This is a genomic window from Acinetobacter sp. YH12144, from assembly GCF_013418345.1.
GTDB lineage: Bacteria > Pseudomonadota > Gammaproteobacteria > Pseudomonadales > Moraxellaceae > Acinetobacter > Acinetobacter amyesii.
The window spans coordinates 59358-78255 of the sequence record NZ_VPCD01000016.1; the positions used below are offsets into that span (position 1 = coordinate 59358).

Genomic DNA, 18898 nt, shown 5'->3' on the forward strand with positions numbered 1-18898 from the left:
CAATCCCTGCTTGAAATGTTGAATCTATTACTTATTTACAGCCATTTACTTTAAATTGAATTTCATCTTTAAAGTTCGACTTTTTGTAGACCCATAGGGTGCTCGCAGTACGTTTAACCGAGATCTGACTATTTCTTAGTGCTTCAACGACTTTCTGATCGAGTGTATAAATGCCAGAGCCTTGCTTGATCTTGACCTTTTTCACTTGTCCGTGTTTATCCACTTTAAAGTTAAATTTGACTTTACGATCGTGCTGTTTCAACTCATGACTAGTGAGATCTAATTTTGGTTGAGATACATATTGGAATGGCGTTTTCTTATCTGCACTTTGTGCATTCCAAACTTTTGAATCAAAGTTGAAATCACATTCAGGCGTATTGCCTTTAACTCTCAAATTAAATGCTTGATAGCCAATAATGGCTTTGGCTTCACCATTTTCTAAATGTGGTTTGACTTTAGCTTTTTTGACAGCAGAAATTAAGATTCGGTCGAGTTGATCGACCCCTGTACTTTCTTCAACACTTGCATCGGTAATTGTACCTTTTGCATTCGCTGTGACACGAATAATGGCCGCGCGGTCACGTTGCTTGAGGTCTTCATTGGCATATACCGGTTTTGGAAAAACCGACCAATTTAAACGCGTGGTTAAATGCGCAGGAGCAACTTCAATATTCTGTGCCGGAAGTTGATGGGTTTTGGTTGAAGCACTAAACGCTGTAGAAAATGGAGCGCAGGCCAAAAGGGTTAAGCACAGATATTGTTTCATAAGTCTATTCTAAGATCACAATGTGAGTGATGAATGCGTCGATATTGCTGCGCAGTATTTCCTGTATTGGAAATACTGGCAAGGTTTAAATGGAAAATATGCCATTATTTTTTTGACTGATGGGTAATGTCGATCCAAAACAAGTCACGGGTTTTTGCCCAACTGATCGCAACTACAGCCATGGTCATACAGCCACCAAACAGTGTCGCCATGATCGTGCCCATATATTTGGCAGCCAATCCAGATTCAAATGCACCAAGTTCATTACTACTGGAGACAAACATGCCATTGACCGCGGCTACACGGCCACGCATATTTTCAGGTGGATAGAGCTGTAAAATCGTTTGACGCACGACGACAGAAACACTGTCACATGCACCAGTCATTGCCAGTGCAAAGAGTGATAACCAAAGATGGCTTGAAAATGCGAATAAAATGGTAAATACACCAAAACCCGCTACAGCCAATAACATATTACGCCATGCATGATGAGTTGGAGGGAATTTGGTCAATGCAATCATGGTGATCAGGGCGCCAATAGACGGTGCTGCCCGTAAGTAGCCTAAACCTTCAGGCCCCACTTTTAAAATATCTTCGGCAAAAATCGGTAAGAGGGCAATCACGCCACCAAAAAGCACAGAAACCAAATCGAGTGAAATCGCCCACAAAACAATTTTGGTATTCCAGATAAAACGAAAACCTTCACTTAAACTATCTTTTAAATTGTCAGATTCAATTTTAGGGAAACTGCGTTTACTGAGCAGATTAATGAGGACGAAGCAGACTGTCAGTAGTGCCGCAACACTGAGTAAACTGGTTTCACGGCCCAAAAATGCCAACATAAAACCGCCAAGCATTGGCCCAATAATCACCCCACTTTGCCAACCAATCGTTGTCCATGTTGCACCATTGGCATAGAGCTCCCGCGGGATTAAAAAAGGTTTAAGCGACGTTGCCGAGGGATTATAGAAACCACGGATCGTTCCAAGCCCAAAAATGACCGCATAAATTCCCCAAGACAGTTGGGTGACATCAATTTGGCCGAGACCATATTGGTGAAATAACCCCCAAAGAATTAGTGGCATAGGTACAGAAAAAAACAGACAAATTTTCATAATGGTCTGTTTATTGAAACGATCTGCAAAGTATCCTCCCCACAAAGAGAGAGCAATAAAAGGAATTGCTTCAGCTAAACCAATTAAGCCCAGTGTTAGCGGGTCTTTAGTGATTTGATACAGTGAGTAAGCAACAATAATTTCTTGAATCAAAATGGCTAAGGTCAGACAAAATTGATTAAGCGTAACAATCGAGAAATCCCGATAACGTAGGGCTGCAAAAGCATCCTGTGCAGGTTTCATAATGGACATTAATAGTTGGCGTGCCGACATTATATAAGCCTTATTGGGCATCGCTTATAAAATCATCGGAAAATCTATATCAGAAAATTAATTAAGTTCGATATTCGGTAGAAAGATTCGCTTTTGTTTTGAGCAGAGATGCTTTAGAATACTCGCTCCCTTACCTGCAGGGCGTCTTTGCAATGGTGCAGACGTGCCGAACAGGTGTTCAAAAGAGGTTCTTATGCCTAAGATGAAAACTCGCCGTGGTGCAGCTAAACGCTTCAAGCCAACTGCAAACGGTTTTAAACGTCACCAAGCGTTCAAACGACACATTTTGACCAAAAAATCTGCTAAGCGTATCCGTCAATTACGCGGCTGTGTAATGGTTCACGTAAGTGACGTTGCTTCAGTTCGCCGTATGTGCCCATACATCTAAGGAGATTATAAATGGCTCGTGTTAAACGTGGTGTACAGGCTCATCGCCGTCATAAAAAAATTCTTGCTCGTGCTAAAGGTTACTACGGCGCTCGTTCACGCGTATATCGCGTAGCGTTCCAAGCAGTAATCAAAGCAGGTCAATATGCTTACCGTGACCGTCGTCAAAAGAAACGTCAATTCCGTGCTCTATGGATTGCGCGTATCAATGCTGGTGCTCGTCAAAATGGTTTGTCGTACAGCCGTATGATCGCTGGCTTGAAAAAAGCTCAAGTGATTATCGACCGTCGCGTACTTGCTGACATCGCTATGCATGACGCAGTTGCATTTGCTGCTTTAGCTTCTAAAGCTAAAGATGCATTAGCTGCATAAGTCTTTATGACTTAAAAAAAGACCGCTTTTAGCGGTCTTTTTTTATGGACGAATTTGATTAGACATCTTATTTTTTCGCCCATATGGCTAAAAACACAATGATGCCAATTGTGATTGCGGCAAATTTTATAAACTCAAATTGTTTAAAAAGTAAATAAAAGCCATAAAGTAAAGCGAATAGCATGGCAAAAATTAAAACTAAAGAAAAAAATACAACCCATGGTTTTTCAGGCTCTTTATCTGTTGAAGTGTTGGTGGCGGAAAGAGCTTGATCAGATGTTGACTTGAAATAATTAACTTTAGGGTATTTTTTCTGTAGTTGTTTGAGTAAAGCTTTCTCTTCATCATTGACTAAATTTTCGTGGTTGAAATGATTGGCTGTATAGCACGTGACATCTACATGGTGTTCTGACAGTTTGTACTCATAATCCAATAGTTGTGCATATTCTTCGGTTGTAAATAAATGGATCGGTGAGCTTTCGTTTTTTACATGTTTTAAATTTTTGATAGCAGCTTCGATTGAATTGAGCATTTTAAGCAGACTTAATCCAACTTGAGGTGAAGCTTGATGATTCTCCAAAAGAAGAGGGAGTGAATCATCCTGAAGGTCATAATAATACAAATTATGGATTAGTTTAAATTGAGGCTGAATGTGGGTAGAAAACGGATGTTCAAATAAATCCAGTTGAATGCTATTTACTAAACTGCTCCAACTCGATTTTTTATCAAAGCAAAAGCATTCGTTCCGCTGTTGTTGATTGAGCTCAATTAATGTAAACAGCCCGAATGCGTCATGAAATTGTGTGGAACTTGCACCCCAAAACTCCCGAGGATCACCAATAGGGCTGATATCTAAAATTTTCGTTTCAGATTGGATTTGAACCAGTGCAAAGGCTTGATTTAAATTGTTGTGGAAAACAGCAAGAGGGTAGTTGGTTTTTACAAAGTCAAAATGAGTATGTTGATTAAGTTTTGCATGCTCAAAAAGAAGATCAAATGGATAAAGTGAGCATGTTCTAATCCGCTTTTCAGCCATATACATGATCAAATGATCCACTGAGTCATGTAGTAATGCGTTGGTTTTAAAATCGCGAATCAAGAAAATGTTGCAAGCTTGGCCGCACCATGGGTGCAAAATCTCGTCATAGTAAATCTTCTGGTCAAAAAAGCGTTGAGCGTTATATTGCAAACCCAGAATAAATTGCTCGTAATGATCTAGCATAATGAATCATTTTTTTATTTTTCAATTGTAAGTTATCTTAGCTTTAATTTGATTTAAAAGGTAACTGCTTGATGCGCAAATAGTATCACTTCCGCCGAGTGGGTGATGATACGTATATTTGGGATGTACATCACTTAGTAAAACTCAGTCAAAATTTTAAGATTCAGCAAATCCCTGTAGTAAGTGACATTCAAGAGTTGAACGAAGCTTATTGGTTTCCAAAATCTGCACCGACCACACAGCAAATTATTGAACATCTGCAATTGGTAAATGCTGCGGACTTAAGTTATCCCATTATTTTATGTGCCAGTGGTCGAGTGATGGATGGGATGCATCGAGTCGCAAAAGCATGCATAACCACTCAGTCGCAAATATTAGCCGTTCAATTTGAACAAACCCCAAAGCCTGACTTTATCAATATCGATGCAGATCTTTTAAATTATCGTGAAGAATAAAAGTTAACCTATCTTATCTAATACTGTTATCTTGAAGTAGGTTCACTTGACTCAAGTAGATCATCATGACAATGAAAAAAATAAACGTAGTCGGTACATCTGCTACAGGAAAATCAACATTTTCTAGGGCATTGGCGGAAAAATTAGGGCTGCATTATATTGAACTGGATAACCTATTTTGGCTGGATGATTGGCAGGAGTGTCCTGACGAAATCTTTTTTGCACGTATCGAAGCTGAAATTGCCAAAGCGAAAAATGGTTATGTTATCGATGGCAACTATACTCGAGCGATTCCTGTTAAATGGTCTGAAATAGATACGGTGATATGGTTAGACCTTCCGTTTCCAGTCAATTTATACCGCTCTGTAAAGCGCGCGATTTTTCGGGCTAAGTCCAAACAAGATCTTTGGCCGGATTCAAATAATCAGGAAAGTTTGTGGCGAATGTTTGGTCGAGATTCAATCGTTTGGTGGATGATTAAAACCCATAAAAAGAATCGTGAAAAATATCTACAGATGATGAATGCACCTGAATATCAACATATTCAATGGATTCGTTTAAAGTCTGCAAATGCAGTTGATGCATTTTTAGAACAATTGGACTCTTATGTTTTTGATGTTTAAGTTTTGATGTTTTATCAATAAAAAGTGCAGTTAAGTTACAGAAATAATCTTTATACCGCGCTTTGCGACATGCCTAATGTATGGATAGAAAAGAACAAAAGGAAAATAAAATGTTGGCTGAAATAGTTGGTATGGGTCAAGGTAGCATTACTGTAGAGCTCGAAATGATTCCCCGCAAAGGTGAGGCAGTCAAAATCATGTATGGTGCAGACGCAGAGCTTGAGGGGGAAGTAGTCTCTGTCAGTCATTATATTAATCAACATGCCGATCAGCATCGCGTTCGATTAGAAATTCGTCCATTTAATTATTTAACGACCTCATAATTTTGAAATCTTTCATACAGAAGTATGTTTATAAAAAAGCCCTTCTATGAGAGGGGCTTTTTAGTGTTGATGATATTTATACAGTTAAAGACCGAAGTAATAAGCCAATAAGCAAATTACAACAGTAATAATAATTAAGGTGATTACTCCACCTGCACCGGGTTTATGGGGCGGGTTAGGCGTGTGTGCATGCTGAGGATTTGATTTTCTTTGCTCAGTTTTAAATCCATCCAGAGGAGAGCTTTCGACCAGAGGAGTTAAACGTGCAGTTTTATAGTGATTGGCGACTTTTACAATAAATTTAGCCGTTAAATCTTCAGTTTTTTGAGCAAAATGGCGCAAATTTAACTGTTCTTCAGGTGTATAGATGCTGCCATCTGCATGATAGGGATGCTGAATTTTAGATTGAATGTGGCGGTTTAATGCATCTAAGCGATGTAAGCTGTCATGTGCGAAATCTGCTTGTGCATCCGTTGGCAAGAGTGCGAGTTTTGTAGATTCATTCGATTCGCTGCTTAGATCAGGCTGCGTACCATAATAAGGTGTGCCCAACACCTCCGGCTCAATAAAACCTTCCGCAGGTTTTTGTAAAAATAATTCTGCTTCAGTGAAGTTGTGAATATCATCCCATTTGGGTAACTGCATATCCGCTTCGATGCGTTTAATGAGTTTATGGTTCAGCTCATAGCGCCAAAAGGTTTCGCGACGTATTTGTAGTTGTTGGGATGCCGGTGCTTCATAGTCATTTTCTGCGTTATACCACTCGGCAAGTTCTTTACCAAAAATCCATGCCTGCTTTTTATTTTGTTCATGGCTCACAATAAAATGGGCAAAGGGCAGGAGTTCAACGTTAGCATTCGGATTTTGTTCATCATTCAGCAAGCTAGAGCTATGTAAACTTAAGCGTTGTACTCCTTGTTTTTTTAAGCCTTCTAGCCAAATTTGGAAATGTTGAGCCAATAAATGCTGTGATAGCAAATCACGAAAATGGAAACTGTGCTGATCAAAAATGTGGTGATTTAACCAACGTTGAAAACTTAAACCTTGGTTGAGAAATTCATTGCCATAAGTGACGAGTGTGAGCTGTTGTTTCCAGATTGGATCGAGTGCCATAAAGATTGGATCCCATTGATATTGTGTTTATCTTATACTTTTTTTAAAACTTGATGCTAATGCAATTTTAACTTGTGAATGCGCTTCATCATAACGGCTAAAAACTGTTAGAATAAGGGGTTTATATTATTTTTTTAAATTGTTGCTTTGAGAGTTACTATGTCACTGGAAGCCCTGACCACTGAAGCGCTCGCTGCGATTGCAGCAGCAGAGGACCTTGCTACACTCGACCAAGTGCGAGTGCAATTTACAGGGAAGAAAAGCCAGCTCGCGGAACAATCGAAGTCGCTTGGTAAAATGGACCCAGAAGAACGTAAAGTTTTTGGTGCTCAAATTCATGCCGTTCGTGAATCGATTACTGGCGCACTGACTGCTCGTCAAGCTGAATTACAAAAAGCTGCATTAGAACAAAAGCTTGCTAGCGAAACGATTGATATTACTTTACCCGGCCGTGGTCAAACGGTCGGTAGTATTCACCCTGTGACTCAAGTTCAAGAACGTATTTGCCAATTCTTTACCAAAGCTGGTTTTACCGTTGCAACTGGTCCTGAAGTTGAAGATGATTATCACAACTTTGAAGCATTGAACATTCCGGGTCATCACCCTGCACGTGCGATGCACGACACTTTCTATTTTGATGCGAATCATTTACTTCGTACGCATACCTCAGGCGTGCAAATTCGTACCATGGAAACGAGTCAGCCACCAATCCGTATTGTGTGTCCTGGTCGTGTATATCGCTGTGACTCGGACCAAACGCATTCTCCAATGTTCCATCAAATCGAAGGTCTGTATGTGGCTGAAAACACTAGCTTTGCAGAGCTTAAAGGTTTGTTGGTGAACTTGTTAAATGAATTCTTTGAAAAAGATTTGAAAGTGCGTTTCCGTCCATCTTATTTCCCATTTACAGAGCCAAGTGCGGAAGTGGATATCATGGATGAACGTGGTAAATGGTTGGAAGTTTTGGGCTGCGGTATGGTGCATCCAAACGTTTTACAAGCCGCTGGCATTGACCCAGAAAAATACAAAGGCTTTGCCTTCGGTTTAGGTGTAGAACGTTTTGCAATGTTGCGTTATGGCATTAATGACCTACGTATGTTCTATCAAAATGATGTGCGTTTCTTACGCCAATTTGCTTAAACAGTTTTATACCTCTCCCTAACCTCTCCTAAAAGGAGAGGGGTTGTCCATCATGACTTAGGGTTCGTCCTCTTTCTTTAAAGGGGCGCTAGAGGGGATTAGAAATTTAGAATTAATAGGTTTTTATACAATGAAAATTAGCGAAAATTGGTTGCGTACATGGGTTAACCCAGCCATTGATAGCGATACACTTTCTGACCAACTGACCATGTTAGGTTTAGAAGTTGATGATTTATCTCCTGCTGCAAAACCATTTACTGGTGTAGTAGTCGGTGAAGTTTTAACAGTGGTTCAACATCCCGATGCTGACCGTTTACGTGTCACTACCGTAAACATCGGTTCAGGCGAACCGTTACAAATCGTTTGTGGTGCTCCAAACGTACGTGCAGGCATGAAAGCTCCTGTAGCAACCATTGGTGCCGTACTTCCGGGCGATTTCAAAATCAAAAAAGGCAAGCTTCGCGGTGTTGAATCACAAGGCATGCTGTGTGGTGCGTCTGAAATTGATCTTGAAGACAAAATCGACGGTCTATTGGAACTTCCTGCGGATGCACCTGTGGGCACCAATATCCGTGAATATTTAAGTCTTGATGACCATGTGATTGATATTAGCATCACGCCAAACCGTGGTGACTGTTTCAGTATTCGTGGTATTGCACGTGAAATTGGTGTGATTAACCAACTCCCTGTGACTGCACCAGTGATTACAGAAGTTGCTGCAACCATTAGCGATGAAAAAAATGTCGTTGTTAGTACGGATGGTTGCCCACGCTATTTAGGTCGTGTGATCAAAAACGTGAATACCAAAGCACCAACTCCTGAGTGGATGGAACGTGCATTGGCTCGTGCAGGCATTCGTCAGCACAGTATTTTGGTCGATATTACCAACTACGTTTTAATGGAATTGGGTCAACCTTTACATGCATTCGATGGTGGTAAAGTTGAAGGGTCAGTTCGTGTACGCCAAGCAACAGCAGCAGAAAAATTAACGTTGTTGAATGAACAAGAAGTTGAATTATCTGAAAACGTGATGGTGATTGCGGATGATCAAAAAGCCTTGGCGATTGCAGGGATCATGGGCGGTCTAAGTTCAGCCGTTTCTGACGATACCACTGAAATTTTCCTTGAGTCAGCGTTCTTTGATCAACTCTATATCGCAGGTCGTGCACGTAGTTTTGGTTTGCATACCGATGCATCTCAGCGTTATGAACGTGGCGTAGACTTTGAATTACCGATGACTGCAATGCATCGTGCTTCTCAGCTTATTGCTGATTTAGCTGGTGGTGAGTTTGGTCCAATTACTGTTGCTGAAAAAGTAGAGTTATTACCAAAACGTGAAGCCATTGAACTGAACCAAGCGCAAGTTGATCAACTGCTCGGTTATAAAGTTGAATCTGCATTTATTACGGATGCTTTAACGCGTTTGGGTTGCAATGTCACTGTGAAAGCAGAAGGTGAGTGGACTGTTTTACCACCATCACATCGTTTTGACATGGCGATTTATCAAGACCTCATCGAAGAAGTAGCACGTATTCACGGTTACGACAATATTCAAATTAGCTTGCCGGTGATTGATGTCAAACTAGCGAAATACCAAGACCAATTTGAATTGGTTCAGTTACGTCAAACTGCAGTGGCTTTGGGTTATCAAGAAGCGATTAGCTTTAGCTTTGCAGATGCGAAACTAGAGAAACAATTGAATCCAAAGGTTCAACCACTAGCGCTTGCAAACCCGATTTCTAGCGACCTTGCAGTGATGCGTTCAACCTTATTATCAAGTTTGATCCCATGTGTGCAATACAACGTGAACCGTCAGCAAAACCGTGTGCGTTTCTATGAGCTTGGTCTACGTTTTGATTATCAAGGTGCGAACAGCATTCATGATCTTAAACAGATCCCAACCTTTGCACTGGTTGCAATAGGTTCGCGTACGACTGAATCTTGGCATGGTAAAGCACAGCCAATGGATTTCTTTGACTTTAAAGGCGATGTAGAGGAGATTTTAAATTCTGCACGTTTAAATGTTGAATATGTACGTTCAGAGCGTACGTGGTTGCATCCAGGTCAATCTGCTGAAATCTTAGTCAATGGTCAATCAATTGGTTACTTCGGTCGTTTACACCCATCTTTAGAAGATGAGTTGGATTTGGCAACAACTTGGGTAGCTGAGTTGGATCAATCGGCTGTTTTGCAAACTTATGTATCTAATTTTACAGAATTATCACGTTTTCCGTCGGTTCGACGTGATATTGCGCTTTTAATTAGTGATAAGATTAATGTTAGTGAAATTCAGCAACTTATCGAAAAAACCGGCGGTGAGCTTTTAGACGCAGTTTGGTTATTCGATGTGTACACTGGTCAAGGTGTCGAAGAAGGCAAGCGCTCATTGGCATTTGCAATTCAATGGCAACATCCAACACGTACATTAGAAGATGCTGAAATCAAAACCGGTATGGATAACATACTTCAGGTGTTGGAAAACACTTACCAGGCGACATTGAGGGCTTCATGACAGCATTAACAAAAGCAGAAATGGCTGATCATTTAAGTGAGCTCACGAGTTTAAACCGTCGTGAAGCAAAACAAATGGTCGAGTTATTCTTCGATGAGATTAGCCAAGCGCTAATCTCTGGGGAACAAGTTAAACTCTCTGGTTTCGGTAACTTCGAGTTGCGTGATAAACGTCAACGCCCAGGCCGTAACCCGAAAACGGGTGAAGAAATTCCGATTTCTGCCCGTCGTGTAGTGACCTTCCGTGCGGGACAAAAATTCCGTCAACGTGTTGGAAATGAGCAGATCGATTGATCTGCTTTTTTTTGTCTTTGATTTAGTAGGCGCAGTGTTCATCATCTATCGCACAAGTCATGTTGAAGAATATTCGTTTTAAAGTGAGACGATATATTTGAGTTGAGTTGTCGTAAAGATTGATTGTGGCTTTCTTTGAGCTAAATCTTCAGTTTTTATTTTTCAATAAGCATGGGTTTAGTATTTTGAATATTAGCTATTTTTTATTAATTAGGGTTTAAAGTTTGAGGCAATAAAAAAGAGAGCCAAAGGGCTCTCTTTTTGTGCTGAATAATCGGTTAGATTATTGAGCTTCAGAAGCAGCAGCAGTAGCTTCAGATGCAGCAGCAGTAGCTTCAGAAGCAGCAGCAGTAGCTTCAGAAGCAGCAGCAGAAGCTTCAACAGCAGCAGCGTCAGACGCAGCAACTACTTCAGAAGCAGCAGCTTCAGATGCAGCAGCAGGAGCAGCTTCTTCAGTTTTTTTAGCACAACCAACGAAAGCTAAAGTAGTAGCAACTGCAGCAGCAATAGCGATTTTTTTGAATAACATGGCATCACTCTCTAAAATATGAGATTAAAAAATAACCTGCGTTAGTCTGTTGTGTGCTTTTATTATGCCTAATTTGAATAGGTATTAAAAATGCATAGAGCAGTCTAACTGGTCTGCGTGTATGCTATCACTGAGTATTTTGAAATGCTACTAGCGACTTTGAAAAAACCGTGAAAAATAGGTGAAAAACGACCATTTTTTAACAGAAAATAACAATTAAGAGAAAGATTTATATTGGGGAAATAGCAAATAAACCACTAAAAAGAATAGGGTTTTTTAAAATATATTTTTTATAATCATCAACTTGAAAATAAGTTTACATGGAAATCCATCAAATGTTTCTTTGTGTAACTAAAGTCAACCAAATAAAAAGGCCATCGTTATAGATGGCCTTTTCAGTCAAACATTCAACTTAGTTGGATGCTTTACGTTTCATTTGATCAAAGAAATCATCATTGGTTTTGGTTTCTTTCATACGATCAAGCAAGAATTCCATCGCTGCAAGTTCGTCTTGTGTATGAAGCAATTTACGTAAAATCCAAACTTTACGTAGGTTATCTTCAGACATCAAACGCTCTTCACGACGTGTACCTGATTTTTTGATGTTCATCGCAGGGAACACGCGTTTTTCAGCAATACGACGGTCTAGGGTAATTTCTTGGTTACCTGTACCTTTGAATTCTTCGTAGATCACTTCATCCATCTTACTGCCAGTTTCAATCAACGCAGTTGAGATAATTGTCAGTGAACCACCTTCTTCAATATTACGTGCTGCACCGAAGAAACGTTTTGGACGTTCTAAAGCATGGGCATCCACACCACCAGTAAGAACTTTACCAGATGAAGGGATTACAGTGTTGTAAGCACGTGCTAAACGAGTAATTGAGTCAAGTAAAATCACTACATCTTTTTTGTGTTCTACAAGACGTTTAGCTTTTTCAATCACCATCTCTGCAACTTGTACGTGACGAGCTGGTGATTCATCGAATGTTGAAGCAACTACTTCACCACGAACAGTACGTTCCATTTCTGTTACTTCTTCAGGACGTTCGTCAATTAGAAGGACAATCAAGAAACATTCAGGATTGTTACGAACTATCGACTGAGCGATGTTTTGTAACAACATGGTTTTACCGGCTTTTGGCGGTGCAACGATAATTGAACGTTGACCTTTACCAATCGGAGCAACCAAGTCAACCACACGCGCAGTTAAGTCTTCTGTTGTACCATTACCTAATTCCATTACCAATTGTTCGGTTGGAAATAAAGGTGTTAAGTTTTCGAAAAGAATCTTATTACGTGAGTTTTCGGGTGTGTCGTAGTTAATTTGATTAACTTTTAATAATGCAAAGTAACGTTCGCCTTCTTTAGGTGGACGAATCGTACCTGTAATAGTGTCACCAGTACGAAGGTTGAAGCGACGGATTTGTGATGGGCTCACATAGATATCGTCAGGGCCGGCTAGGTAAGAACCCGCTGCAGAGCGTAAGAAACCAAAGCCGTCCGACAGAATTTCTAGAACGCCATCACCAAAAATCTCTTCGCCGTTCATTGCGTGGCGCTTTAAGATGGCAAAAATAATATCTTGCTTACGGTTACGAGCCATTCCTTCGAGGCCCATAAACTCGGCAATCTTGATGAGTTCGCCAATCGGTTTTTTCTTGAGTTCGGTTAAGTTCATAGGTGGTCAGATAGAATCTAAAATTCTGAGGTACAGGTTGGAAAAGGAAGCAACAAATGTGCCGCGATCATGCAAGAAACGATAGCAATTGGTTTGCACAAAACAATTCAGAGATCTGATTCGTTATATGAAGAGAGATGTGAAAAACAATTCTGTTGCCGAGCGGCATTTTATGTGTTGTGTTGTAAGAAAATGACAGGATTTGAGATCCTTAATTTCTTGAGTAAACAATATAAGAGAGAACACAGCATTTGTCAATTTATCAACCAAAAAAATACGCTGTGTAAAACAGCGTATTTTAGAGTGTTTTTATCGAAAAATATTAGATGTTTTCTTCGATGAAAGCTGTCAATTTAGATTTTGGTGCGGCACCGACTTGGGTTGCTACAACTTCGCCGTTTTTAAACATTAATAATGCAGGAATGTTACGGATGTTGTAGTTTACAGCTGTTTGTTCGCAAGAAGTTACGTCTACTTTAACGATTTTAACTTTGCCTTCAAACTCAGTTGAAAGTACTTCAAGTACAGGTGCAATGGCTTTACAAGGAGCACACCAACCTGCCCAGAAATCTACAAGTACAGGAGTATCAGACTCTAGTACATCGGCTTGGAAGTTTTCATCAGTTGTATTTACGATATTGCCAGACATGGATTTTGCTCCGGAATTAATTTTTAAGTTGACTCTATGTTTATAAGTATTACATAGCCAACTATAACAATGTAGGGGGTTATGTAAATTTTCGACCTGAATGGCGAGTTTGTCTAATGGATGATCACGATGCCGATGATCGTGTATGACTATCATTGCTTCAGATAAAAAATCGATAAGTTCCGCCCGAACTACTCATAAATGGCTTTTAAATTGCATGTATGTGAATTAATCTAAGCACAATTCTGAACAGGTTTTTTTGAATAATGTCTGATTTTTTGATTGATGAAGAATTACTTGCTGCTATCGATATGGGATCGAACAGCTTCCACTTGGCTATTGCACGCGTAGACCATGGTGAAGTGAAAAAAGTTGCATCAATGTCAGAAAAAGTACAGCTTGCCGCAGGTCTAGACGAAAATAAAAATTTGACCGAAGCCGCACAGCAACGAGGATTAGCCTGCCTAGCACGTTTTGTAGGGCGTTTAAATCCTGTCCAAGCCAACCGTTTACGTATTGTGGCGACCAATGCCTTGCGCCAAGCAAAAAATGGTCATGAATTTATTCAAAAAGCCGCTGAAATTTTACCGAAACCCATTGAAATCATTGCTGGTCGTGAAGAAGCCCGTCTCATTTATTTGGGAGTTTCACATACCATGGCAAACAGTGGTCGTCGTCTAGTGATTGATATTGGTGGGGGTTCTACAGAGCTGATTATTGGTGAAGAGTTTGAACCTATTCATACAGAATCTGTGCAAATGGGCTGTGTCGCTTTTACCAAAGCGTTTTTTGCTGATGGTGAAATTAACCTGAAAAGTTTTGATAAAGCGGTAAATGCTGCTCGCAAGGAAATCGCAGGCATTGCCAACACTTATAAAGCTGCGGGCTGGGATACTGTTGTCGGTTCAAGTGGCACGATCAAAGCGTGTCGTCAGATTTGTGTCAATATGGGCTGGAGCAACGATCAGGAAGAACTGACACGTGACGGTTTATTTAAACTCAAAGATAAATTGCTTAAATATAAGCATGTCAATGAAATGGAATTTGATGGTCTAAAAGAAGACCGTCGAGCAGTTTTGCCAGCCGGCATTGCCATTTTGTATGCAGTCTTTGATGTGCTGAATATCGATAAATTGGTTTATTCTGATGGCGCGTTACGTGAAGGCGTGATGTACGACCTATTGGGACGTTTCCAACATGAAGATGTTCGTGACCGTTCTGTACATGCGTTGATGGGGCGCTACAACGCAGATATGAAACAAGCTGAACGTGTGGTAAATACCGCTCAACAACTGTTTAATGGTGTGGCGACCGCACTGAATTTGACCAGTGATGACAGTGATTTACTGCGTCGTGCCGCGTATTTGCATGAAATTGGCTTAGCGATCAGTCATAGTGGTTACCATCGTCATGGTGCTTATTTACTGCAACATTCGGATATTCCGGGTTTCTCGCAAATTGATCAAAATCATTTGTCGCATTTAGTGGCGCATCATCGTCGTAAGTTACGCAGTGATGCACGTGTCGATGTGATGAAAGTCGGTGGTAACAAACTTGTTTACTTATGTCTATTGCTTCGTTTAGCAGTTTTATTAAATCATAGTCGCAGCGATGAGATGCTTCCTGCCATTGAATTAAGCGTGGACAATGCGCAACAATGGCAACTTAGTGTTTCTGGTGATGCCAAACAGTGGCCTTTGTTGGTTGCAGACTTGCATGATGAGCAGGTGCAATTTAAGCATTGGGATATTGAACTGAATATCCAGTCGGAACAATTTATCAATTAACAGACCAGTTAAGTTAGGGATAATGATCGACCTATGAAAAATAAAGCAGCTCAATCTAAAGCCTGGACTACGGTTCAGATCGCACGTCATCCTGAACGTCCGCAGTTTTTGGATTATGTTGGCGAAATTTTTACAGAGTTCGATGCTTTGCATGGTGACCGCCTATTTGGTGATGACGGCGCGATGATTGGTGGTTTGGCTCGTTTAGATGGTCAGCCTGTGATGATTGTAGGTCAGCACCGTGGTCGTAGTACACGTGAAAAATTACAGCATAATTTTGGTATGAGTAACCCCGAAGGTTACCGTAAAGCACAGCGTTTATTGGATATGGCCGAGCGTTTTAATCTGCCAGTCTTTACCTTTATTGATACCATGGGTGCGTACCCAGGTGTGGGTGCAGAAGAACGTGGTCAGGCCGAAGCGATTGCAACCAGCTTAGCTCAGCTTTCTTCACTCAAAGTGCCTGTAGTGGCAACGGTATTGGGTGAAGGTGGTTCGGGTGGTGCGCTCGGTATTGGCGTGGCTGACCGTGTGATTATGCTATCTCACAGTATTTATTCAGTGATTTCACCTGAAGGCTGTGCATCTATTTTGTGGAAAACTGCAGAGAAAGCAGAACAAGCAAGTGAAGCATTGGCATTGACGGCAGATAAATTGCAGAAGATGGGCATTGTGGAATACGTGGTGGACGAAGCGGAAGGCGCACATTTAAACCCTGAAAAAGTCATGCAGGATTTGAAAGTGGTCTTGAAGCAAGCTTTAGAAGAACTGCAACCAATGGATGCAAACGAACGATGCGAAGCGCGTTATCAGCGTTTAATGAAGTTTGGCAGCGACAATTTAGGGCTGACTGCTTAAGTCAAATTCAGGCGCTGCCTGAACAAAGCCGATTTTTAATAGGATGTAGTGGTGGCATGGATTCCATGTTGCTGCTGCATCTTATGTCGTTTTTGTGCCCTGAAAAAATACGGGTGATTTATATTGATCACCAACTACAAGCGTGTAGTCATGCTTGGGGCGAGTTTGTACGCGCTCAGTGTGCAGCGTTAAATCTCCCATTCATTATACAGAAAGTCCAGGTTGCGCAAGGTAACCTTGAAAATCAAGCACGCTCGGCCCGCTATCAAGCCTTTGCCCAACATTTACAAGCAGATGAAATATTGGTACTCGCGCATCATCAGCAAGATCAAGCCGAGACACTGATGTTGCGGCTACTTTCAGGTGCGGGTGTCCATGGCCTTGCTGCGATGAAAAAATTCGATGTACGTGAAGATTTTGCTTTATGGCGTCCGCTATTGGATCTTTCACGTGAGCAAATTTGCCAATGGGCAGCACAACTGCATGTGCAAAATATTCAAGATCTCACTAATTTTGATACCGACTATGACCGCGCGTGGAGTCGTGAAATTCTATGGCCTGTACTCAGTGGTCGATTTCCTAAAATGCAGCAAGCCCTGAGTCGAACCAGTTATTTGATGCAAGATGCTGATGAAATTTTACACGAGGTGTTGCAACAAGATTTGGCAGCCTGTGGTTCATCGCAAACTTTATCTTTAGTGGTTTTACAACAGCTCAGTCTGGCACGTCAGCGTCAGTTGTTATCGCACTGGATGAAAGGTGAGGGGCAATATCGTCCAAGTTTTGAAATGGTACAGCGATTATTTTCAGAAGTGATTGGCTCACGCGAAGACTCGCAAGCGGCATTACACTGGAATGGATTTTATTATCTGCGCTTTCAACAGCAACTTCATCGGATTACCAAAGCGGATTATCTGCCAGCAGAATCCATTCAAGAGGTTGAGGTTATAACTTGTGTTGCAGGTCAGTCTCTCAAGTTGCCTGCCGGACATTTTGTGATTCAATCCTCAGAAGTTGGCTTATCACCTGAATTATTGGGGCAGCAACTGCAGATTCGCCCACGTCTTGGCGGTGAAAAAATTCATTTATATGGTCGTATCGGAAGTTGGCCGTTGAAAAAAGCCATTCAGCAGGCGCAAATTTTTCCATGGCAGCGTCATACTATTCAAATATTAAGCCGAGATAATGTTATGCTAGGCGTCTTTACGCCTCAGGGCTTTTGGTTGGCACAGTCTGAATTTTGTACTCAAGCTGGCTGGCAACCGACATTATCTCTTAACGCTAAATCTGCAATATCGGATCTTCAATCATGAGCGCAATTCTAAATTGTAATATCAGTTTCATTGGTGGCGGCAACATGGCACAGGCTTTAATTGGTGGCCTGATTGCACGTGGTGTCCCGACTACACGTATTACAGTTTCAGATCCCGTAGAAAAAGTACGTGAGCTTTTGGCTGAAAAAGATTTGCATGTGACCGATGATAATGTTGCAGCAATTCGAGAAGCTGACATTGTACTTTTTGCAGTTAAACCTCAGGTGTTGGCAAAAGTTTTGGCACCATTACAAGGGTTGCTAGAAGGGAAGTTGGTAATTTCAATTGTTGCAGGTGCAGAAATTGCAACGATTTCAAAATTATTAGGCACAGAGCGTATTGTTCGTGTCATGCCAAATACACCTGCTTTAGTTCAAACCGGTGCGCATGGTTTGTATGCAGGTGAAGCGGTTTCAGCTGAAGATCGTGATCTTGCAAGTCAAGTTTTGGCTTCAACGGGTTTAACACTTTGGGTAAACTCAGAAGCGCAAATTGATGCGGTCACAGCTGTGTCTGGCTCAGGTCCTGCATACTTTTTCTATATGATGGAAAGTATGATCCGTGCAGGTAAAAACATGGGCTTGGATGAAAAAGTGGCTACAGCACTAACCTTGCAAACTGCATTGGGTGCTGCACAAATGGCGATTACCAGTGCCAACAGTCCTGCGGAGTTACGTAAAAATGTAACTTCTCCAAATGGTACCACACAAGCCGCGATTGAAGTATTTGATCGTGCTCAGATTTCACAAAATATTCAGGCCGCTTTAGCTGCAGCGCAAAAGCGTAGCCAAGAGTTGGCACAAGAGTTAAGCGAAAGCACCAAATAATTCGATTTGATTTAGGAAAGTTCAAGTATGGGCTCTGCTCAAATTTTTGGAATCATTATTAACGTTGCAATTTTGCTCGTATTTTTCCGTTTTTTAATGCAGCTTGCTGCCGTGAGTCCATATAACCCTGTGGTTTTGGCAACAGCAAAAGCAACAAAAATTGTCGACATCTTTAGCCGAATTTTCCCAACTTTGGCCAAAGGTCGAGTGAATACCGCAGCATTGGTGTTGGTGGTGATTCTGTATTTGTTAAAAATGTTTGGTTTGATGTATTTGTCAGGCGTGGCGGTGAATAGTCCATTCCATCTGATCATTATGACCTTTGTGACCATGATTCAGGATTTAATCCGTTTCTGTCGTTACTTAATTTTTGCATCGATTATTTTGAGTTGGGTCGTGATGTTTAGCCAGTCACGTTCGCCTTATATTGAAGTGGTTCAAGAGTTGGCAGAACCGCTACTTGCGCCATTCCGTCGTATTCTTCCAAATATGGGGATGATTGACTTGTCACCAATTTTTGCGATTTTGGCATTGTTGGTTGCGGAAACCATTATGAAGCAAGTCGCAATTGCATTATTGACTGGTCTTTAATCTGAGCTAAGACGAGTTAAATTAAAAAGGACGCCGAGGCGTCCTTTTTTGTGGATTTAATATGTGGTG

Annotated in this window: 20 protein-coding genes; 13 read left to right on the forward strand and 7 right to left on the reverse strand. The window is 41.1% G+C overall.

Going from position 1 to position 18898, the window contains the following annotated elements; translation table 11 throughout:
- Positions 1-31 precede the first annotated feature (31 nt).
- Both FTU79_RS11700 and FTU79_RS11705 read right to left on the reverse strand, forming a co-directional pair.
- Positions 32-766, reverse strand: coding sequence for an energy transducer TonB (locus FTU79_RS11700; RefSeq protein WP_180050179.1), 735 nt, complete (start codon positions 764-766; stop codon positions 32-34).
- Between the two features lie 104 nt (positions 767-870).
- Positions 871-2124, reverse strand: coding sequence for an MFS transporter (locus FTU79_RS11705; RefSeq protein WP_180050225.1), 1254 nt, complete (start codon positions 2122-2124; stop codon positions 871-873).
- A gap of 223 nt (positions 2125-2347) precedes the next feature.
- Between FTU79_RS11705 and rpmI the strand changes: the two genes are divergently transcribed.
- Together rpmI and rplT are read left to right on the forward strand one after the other, a co-directional pair.
- Positions 2348-2542, forward strand: a complete 195-nt coding sequence (rpmI, locus tag FTU79_RS11710) for a 50S ribosomal protein L35 (RefSeq protein WP_065994397.1) — start codon at positions 2348-2350, stop codon at positions 2540-2542.
- A gap of 11 nt (positions 2543-2553) precedes the next feature.
- Positions 2554-2913: a 50S ribosomal protein L20 gene (rplT, locus tag FTU79_RS11715; protein ID WP_004647525.1), complete on the forward strand. Its 360-nt coding sequence runs from the start codon at positions 2554-2556 to the stop codon at positions 2911-2913.
- Between the two features lie 67 nt (positions 2914-2980).
- On the opposite strand, the gene FTU79_RS11720 is transcribed toward rplT, so the two are convergent.
- Positions 2981-3955 carry a hypothetical protein gene (locus FTU79_RS11720; protein WP_180050182.1) on the reverse strand — a complete coding sequence of 325 codons (975 nt, stop codon included), beginning with the start codon at positions 3953-3955 and terminating at the stop codon, positions 2981-2983.
- A gap of 278 nt (positions 3956-4233) precedes the next feature.
- Here FTU79_RS11720 and FTU79_RS11725 point away from each other — a divergent pair, with 278 nt between their 5' ends.
- From FTU79_RS11725 to FTU79_RS11735, 3 genes are all read left to right on the forward strand, one after another.
- The gene (locus FTU79_RS11725) at positions 4234-4590 is read left to right on the forward strand and encodes a hypothetical protein (RefSeq protein ID WP_373685660.1); all 357 of its coding nucleotides are present in this window, start codon (positions 4234-4236) and stop codon (positions 4588-4590) included.
- 71 nt (positions 4591-4661) lie between these two features.
- A complete protein-coding gene (locus FTU79_RS11730; RefSeq protein ID WP_180050185.1) occupies positions 4662-5213 on the forward strand; it encodes an adenylate kinase in 552 nt (183 codons plus the stop codon).
- Positions 5214-5323: 110 nt separating this feature from the next.
- Positions 5324-5536: a hypothetical protein gene (locus tag FTU79_RS11735; RefSeq protein WP_111884721.1), complete on the forward strand. Its 213-nt coding sequence runs from the start codon at positions 5324-5326 to the stop codon at positions 5534-5536.
- Positions 5537-5620: 84 nt separating this feature from the next.
- Here the strand turns inward: FTU79_RS11735 and FTU79_RS11740 are convergent, their stop codons facing one another.
- Positions 5621-6649 (reverse strand): hypothetical protein, encoded by a 1029-nt coding sequence (locus FTU79_RS11740; RefSeq protein ID WP_180050188.1) that lies wholly within the window; start codon positions 6647-6649, stop codon positions 5621-5623.
- A gap of 159 nt (positions 6650-6808) precedes the next feature.
- On the opposite strand from FTU79_RS11740, the gene pheS reads away from it, so the two are divergent.
- The 3 genes from pheS (at position 6809) to FTU79_RS11755 (ending at position 10594) form a co-directional block, all read left to right on the forward strand.
- Positions 6809-7789 carry a phenylalanine--tRNA ligase subunit alpha gene (gene pheS, locus FTU79_RS11745; protein WP_078189575.1) on the forward strand — a complete coding sequence of 327 codons (981 nt, stop codon included), beginning with the start codon at positions 6809-6811 and terminating at the stop codon, positions 7787-7789.
- Between the two features lie 130 nt (positions 7790-7919).
- Positions 7920-10301 (forward strand): phenylalanine--tRNA ligase subunit beta, encoded by a 2382-nt coding sequence (gene pheT, locus FTU79_RS11750; RefSeq protein ID WP_180050191.1) that lies wholly within the window; start codon positions 7920-7922, stop codon positions 10299-10301.
- Positions 10298-10594, forward strand: coding sequence for an integration host factor subunit alpha (locus FTU79_RS11755; RefSeq protein ID WP_004649746.1), 297 nt, complete (start codon positions 10298-10300; stop codon positions 10592-10594). Before pheT ends, FTU79_RS11755 begins: the two co-directional genes overlap by 4 nt.
- Positions 10595-10877: 283 nt before the next feature.
- Here FTU79_RS11755 and FTU79_RS11760 read toward each other — a convergent pair whose 3' ends face one another.
- From FTU79_RS11760 to trxA, 3 genes are all read right to left on the reverse strand, one after another.
- Positions 10878-11123 carry a hypothetical protein gene (locus FTU79_RS11760; RefSeq protein ID WP_078192631.1) on the reverse strand — a complete coding sequence of 82 codons (246 nt, stop codon included), beginning with the start codon at positions 11121-11123 and terminating at the stop codon, positions 10878-10880.
- 412 nt (positions 11124-11535) lie between these two features.
- A complete protein-coding gene (gene rho, locus FTU79_RS11765; protein WP_067731074.1) occupies positions 11536-12804 on the reverse strand; it encodes a transcription termination factor Rho in 1269 nt (422 codons plus the stop codon).
- A gap of 322 nt (positions 12805-13126) precedes the next feature.
- Positions 13127-13453, reverse strand: a complete 327-nt coding sequence (gene trxA, locus FTU79_RS11770) for a thioredoxin (protein WP_078192629.1) — start codon at positions 13451-13453, stop codon at positions 13127-13129.
- A gap of 266 nt (positions 13454-13719) precedes the next feature.
- Here trxA and ppx point away from each other — a divergent pair, with 266 nt between their 5' ends.
- Genes ppx through FTU79_RS11795 form a run of 5 tightly spaced genes read left to right on the forward strand, consistent with a single transcriptional unit; the run spans position 13720 to position 18829 of the window.
- Entirely contained in the window at positions 13720-15240 is a 1521-nt protein-coding gene (gene ppx, locus FTU79_RS11775; protein WP_168378483.1) for an exopolyphosphatase, read from the forward strand.
- A 33-nt stretch (positions 15241-15273) separates the two neighbouring features.
- Positions 15274-16098, forward strand: a complete 825-nt coding sequence (locus tag FTU79_RS11780) for an acetyl-CoA carboxylase carboxyltransferase subunit alpha (RefSeq protein ID WP_078189570.1) — start codon at positions 15274-15276, stop codon at positions 16096-16098.
- Positions 16035-17411: a tRNA lysidine(34) synthetase TilS gene (gene tilS, locus FTU79_RS11785; RefSeq protein ID WP_180050193.1), complete on the forward strand. Its 1377-nt coding sequence runs from the start codon at positions 16035-16037 to the stop codon at positions 17409-17411. Before FTU79_RS11780 ends, tilS begins: the two co-directional genes overlap by 64 nt.
- Positions 17408-18238, forward strand: coding sequence for a pyrroline-5-carboxylate reductase (gene proC, locus FTU79_RS11790; protein ID WP_180050196.1), 831 nt, complete (start codon positions 17408-17410; stop codon positions 18236-18238). Before tilS ends, proC begins: the two co-directional genes overlap by 4 nt.
- A 27-nt stretch (positions 18239-18265) precedes the next feature.
- Positions 18266-18829, forward strand: coding sequence for a YggT family protein (locus FTU79_RS11795; RefSeq protein ID WP_078189567.1), 564 nt, complete (start codon positions 18266-18268; stop codon positions 18827-18829).
- Positions 18830-18898 lie beyond the last annotated feature (69 nt).

Excerpts from the sequence above, each read along its gene's own strand:
- FTU79_RS11700 (WP_180050179.1), bottom strand. The coding sequence starts at position 766 with ATGAAACAATATCTGTGCTTAACCCTTTTGGCCTGCGCTCCATTTTCT.
- FTU79_RS11705 (WP_180050225.1), bottom strand. The coding sequence starts at position 2,124 with ATGAAACCTGCACAGGATGCTTTTGCAGCCCTACGTTATCGGGATTTC.
- rpmI (WP_065994397.1), top strand. The coding sequence starts at position 2,348 with ATGCCTAAGATGAAAACTCGCCGTGGTGCAGCTAAACGCTTCAAGCCA.
- rplT (WP_004647525.1), top strand. The coding sequence starts at position 2,554 with ATGGCTCGTGTTAAACGTGGTGTACAGGCTCATCGCCGTCATAAAAAA.
- FTU79_RS11720 (WP_180050182.1), bottom strand. The coding sequence starts at position 3,955 with ATGTATATGGCTGAAAAGCGGATTAGAACATGCTCACTTTATCCATTT.
- FTU79_RS11730 (WP_180050185.1), top strand. The coding sequence starts at position 4,662 with ATGAAAAAAATAAACGTAGTCGGTACATCTGCTACAGGAAAATCAACA.
- FTU79_RS11735 (WP_111884721.1), top strand. The coding sequence starts at position 5,324 with ATGTTGGCTGAAATAGTTGGTATGGGTCAAGGTAGCATTACTGTAGAG.
- FTU79_RS11740 (WP_180050188.1), bottom strand. The coding sequence starts at position 6,649 with ATGGCACTCGATCCAATCTGGAAACAACAGCTCACACTCGTCACTTAT.
- pheS (WP_078189575.1), top strand. The coding sequence starts at position 6,809 with ATGTCACTGGAAGCCCTGACCACTGAAGCGCTCGCTGCGATTGCAGCA.
- pheT (WP_180050191.1), top strand. The coding sequence starts at position 7,920 with ATGAAAATTAGCGAAAATTGGTTGCGTACATGGGTTAACCCAGCCATT.
- FTU79_RS11755 (WP_004649746.1), top strand. The coding sequence starts at position 10,298 with ATGACAGCATTAACAAAAGCAGAAATGGCTGATCATTTAAGTGAGCTC.
- FTU79_RS11760 (WP_078192631.1), bottom strand. The coding sequence starts at position 11,123 with ATGTTATTCAAAAAAATCGCTATTGCTGCTGCAGTTGCTACTACTTTA.
- rho (WP_067731074.1), bottom strand. The coding sequence starts at position 12,804 with ATGAACTTAACCGAACTCAAGAAAAAACCGATTGGCGAACTCATCAAG.
- trxA (WP_078192629.1), bottom strand. The coding sequence starts at position 13,453 with ATGTCTGGCAATATCGTAAATACAACTGATGAAAACTTCCAAGCCGAT.
- ppx (WP_168378483.1), top strand. The coding sequence starts at position 13,720 with ATGTCTGATTTTTTGATTGATGAAGAATTACTTGCTGCTATCGATATG.
- FTU79_RS11780 (WP_078189570.1), top strand. The coding sequence starts at position 15,274 with ATGAAAAATAAAGCAGCTCAATCTAAAGCCTGGACTACGGTTCAGATC.
- tilS (WP_180050193.1), top strand. The coding sequence starts at position 16,035 with ATGCGAAGCGCGTTATCAGCGTTTAATGAAGTTTGGCAGCGACAATTT.
- proC (WP_180050196.1), top strand. The coding sequence starts at position 17,408 with ATGAGCGCAATTCTAAATTGTAATATCAGTTTCATTGGTGGCGGCAAC.
- FTU79_RS11795 (WP_078189567.1), top strand. The coding sequence starts at position 18,266 with ATGGGCTCTGCTCAAATTTTTGGAATCATTATTAACGTTGCAATTTTG.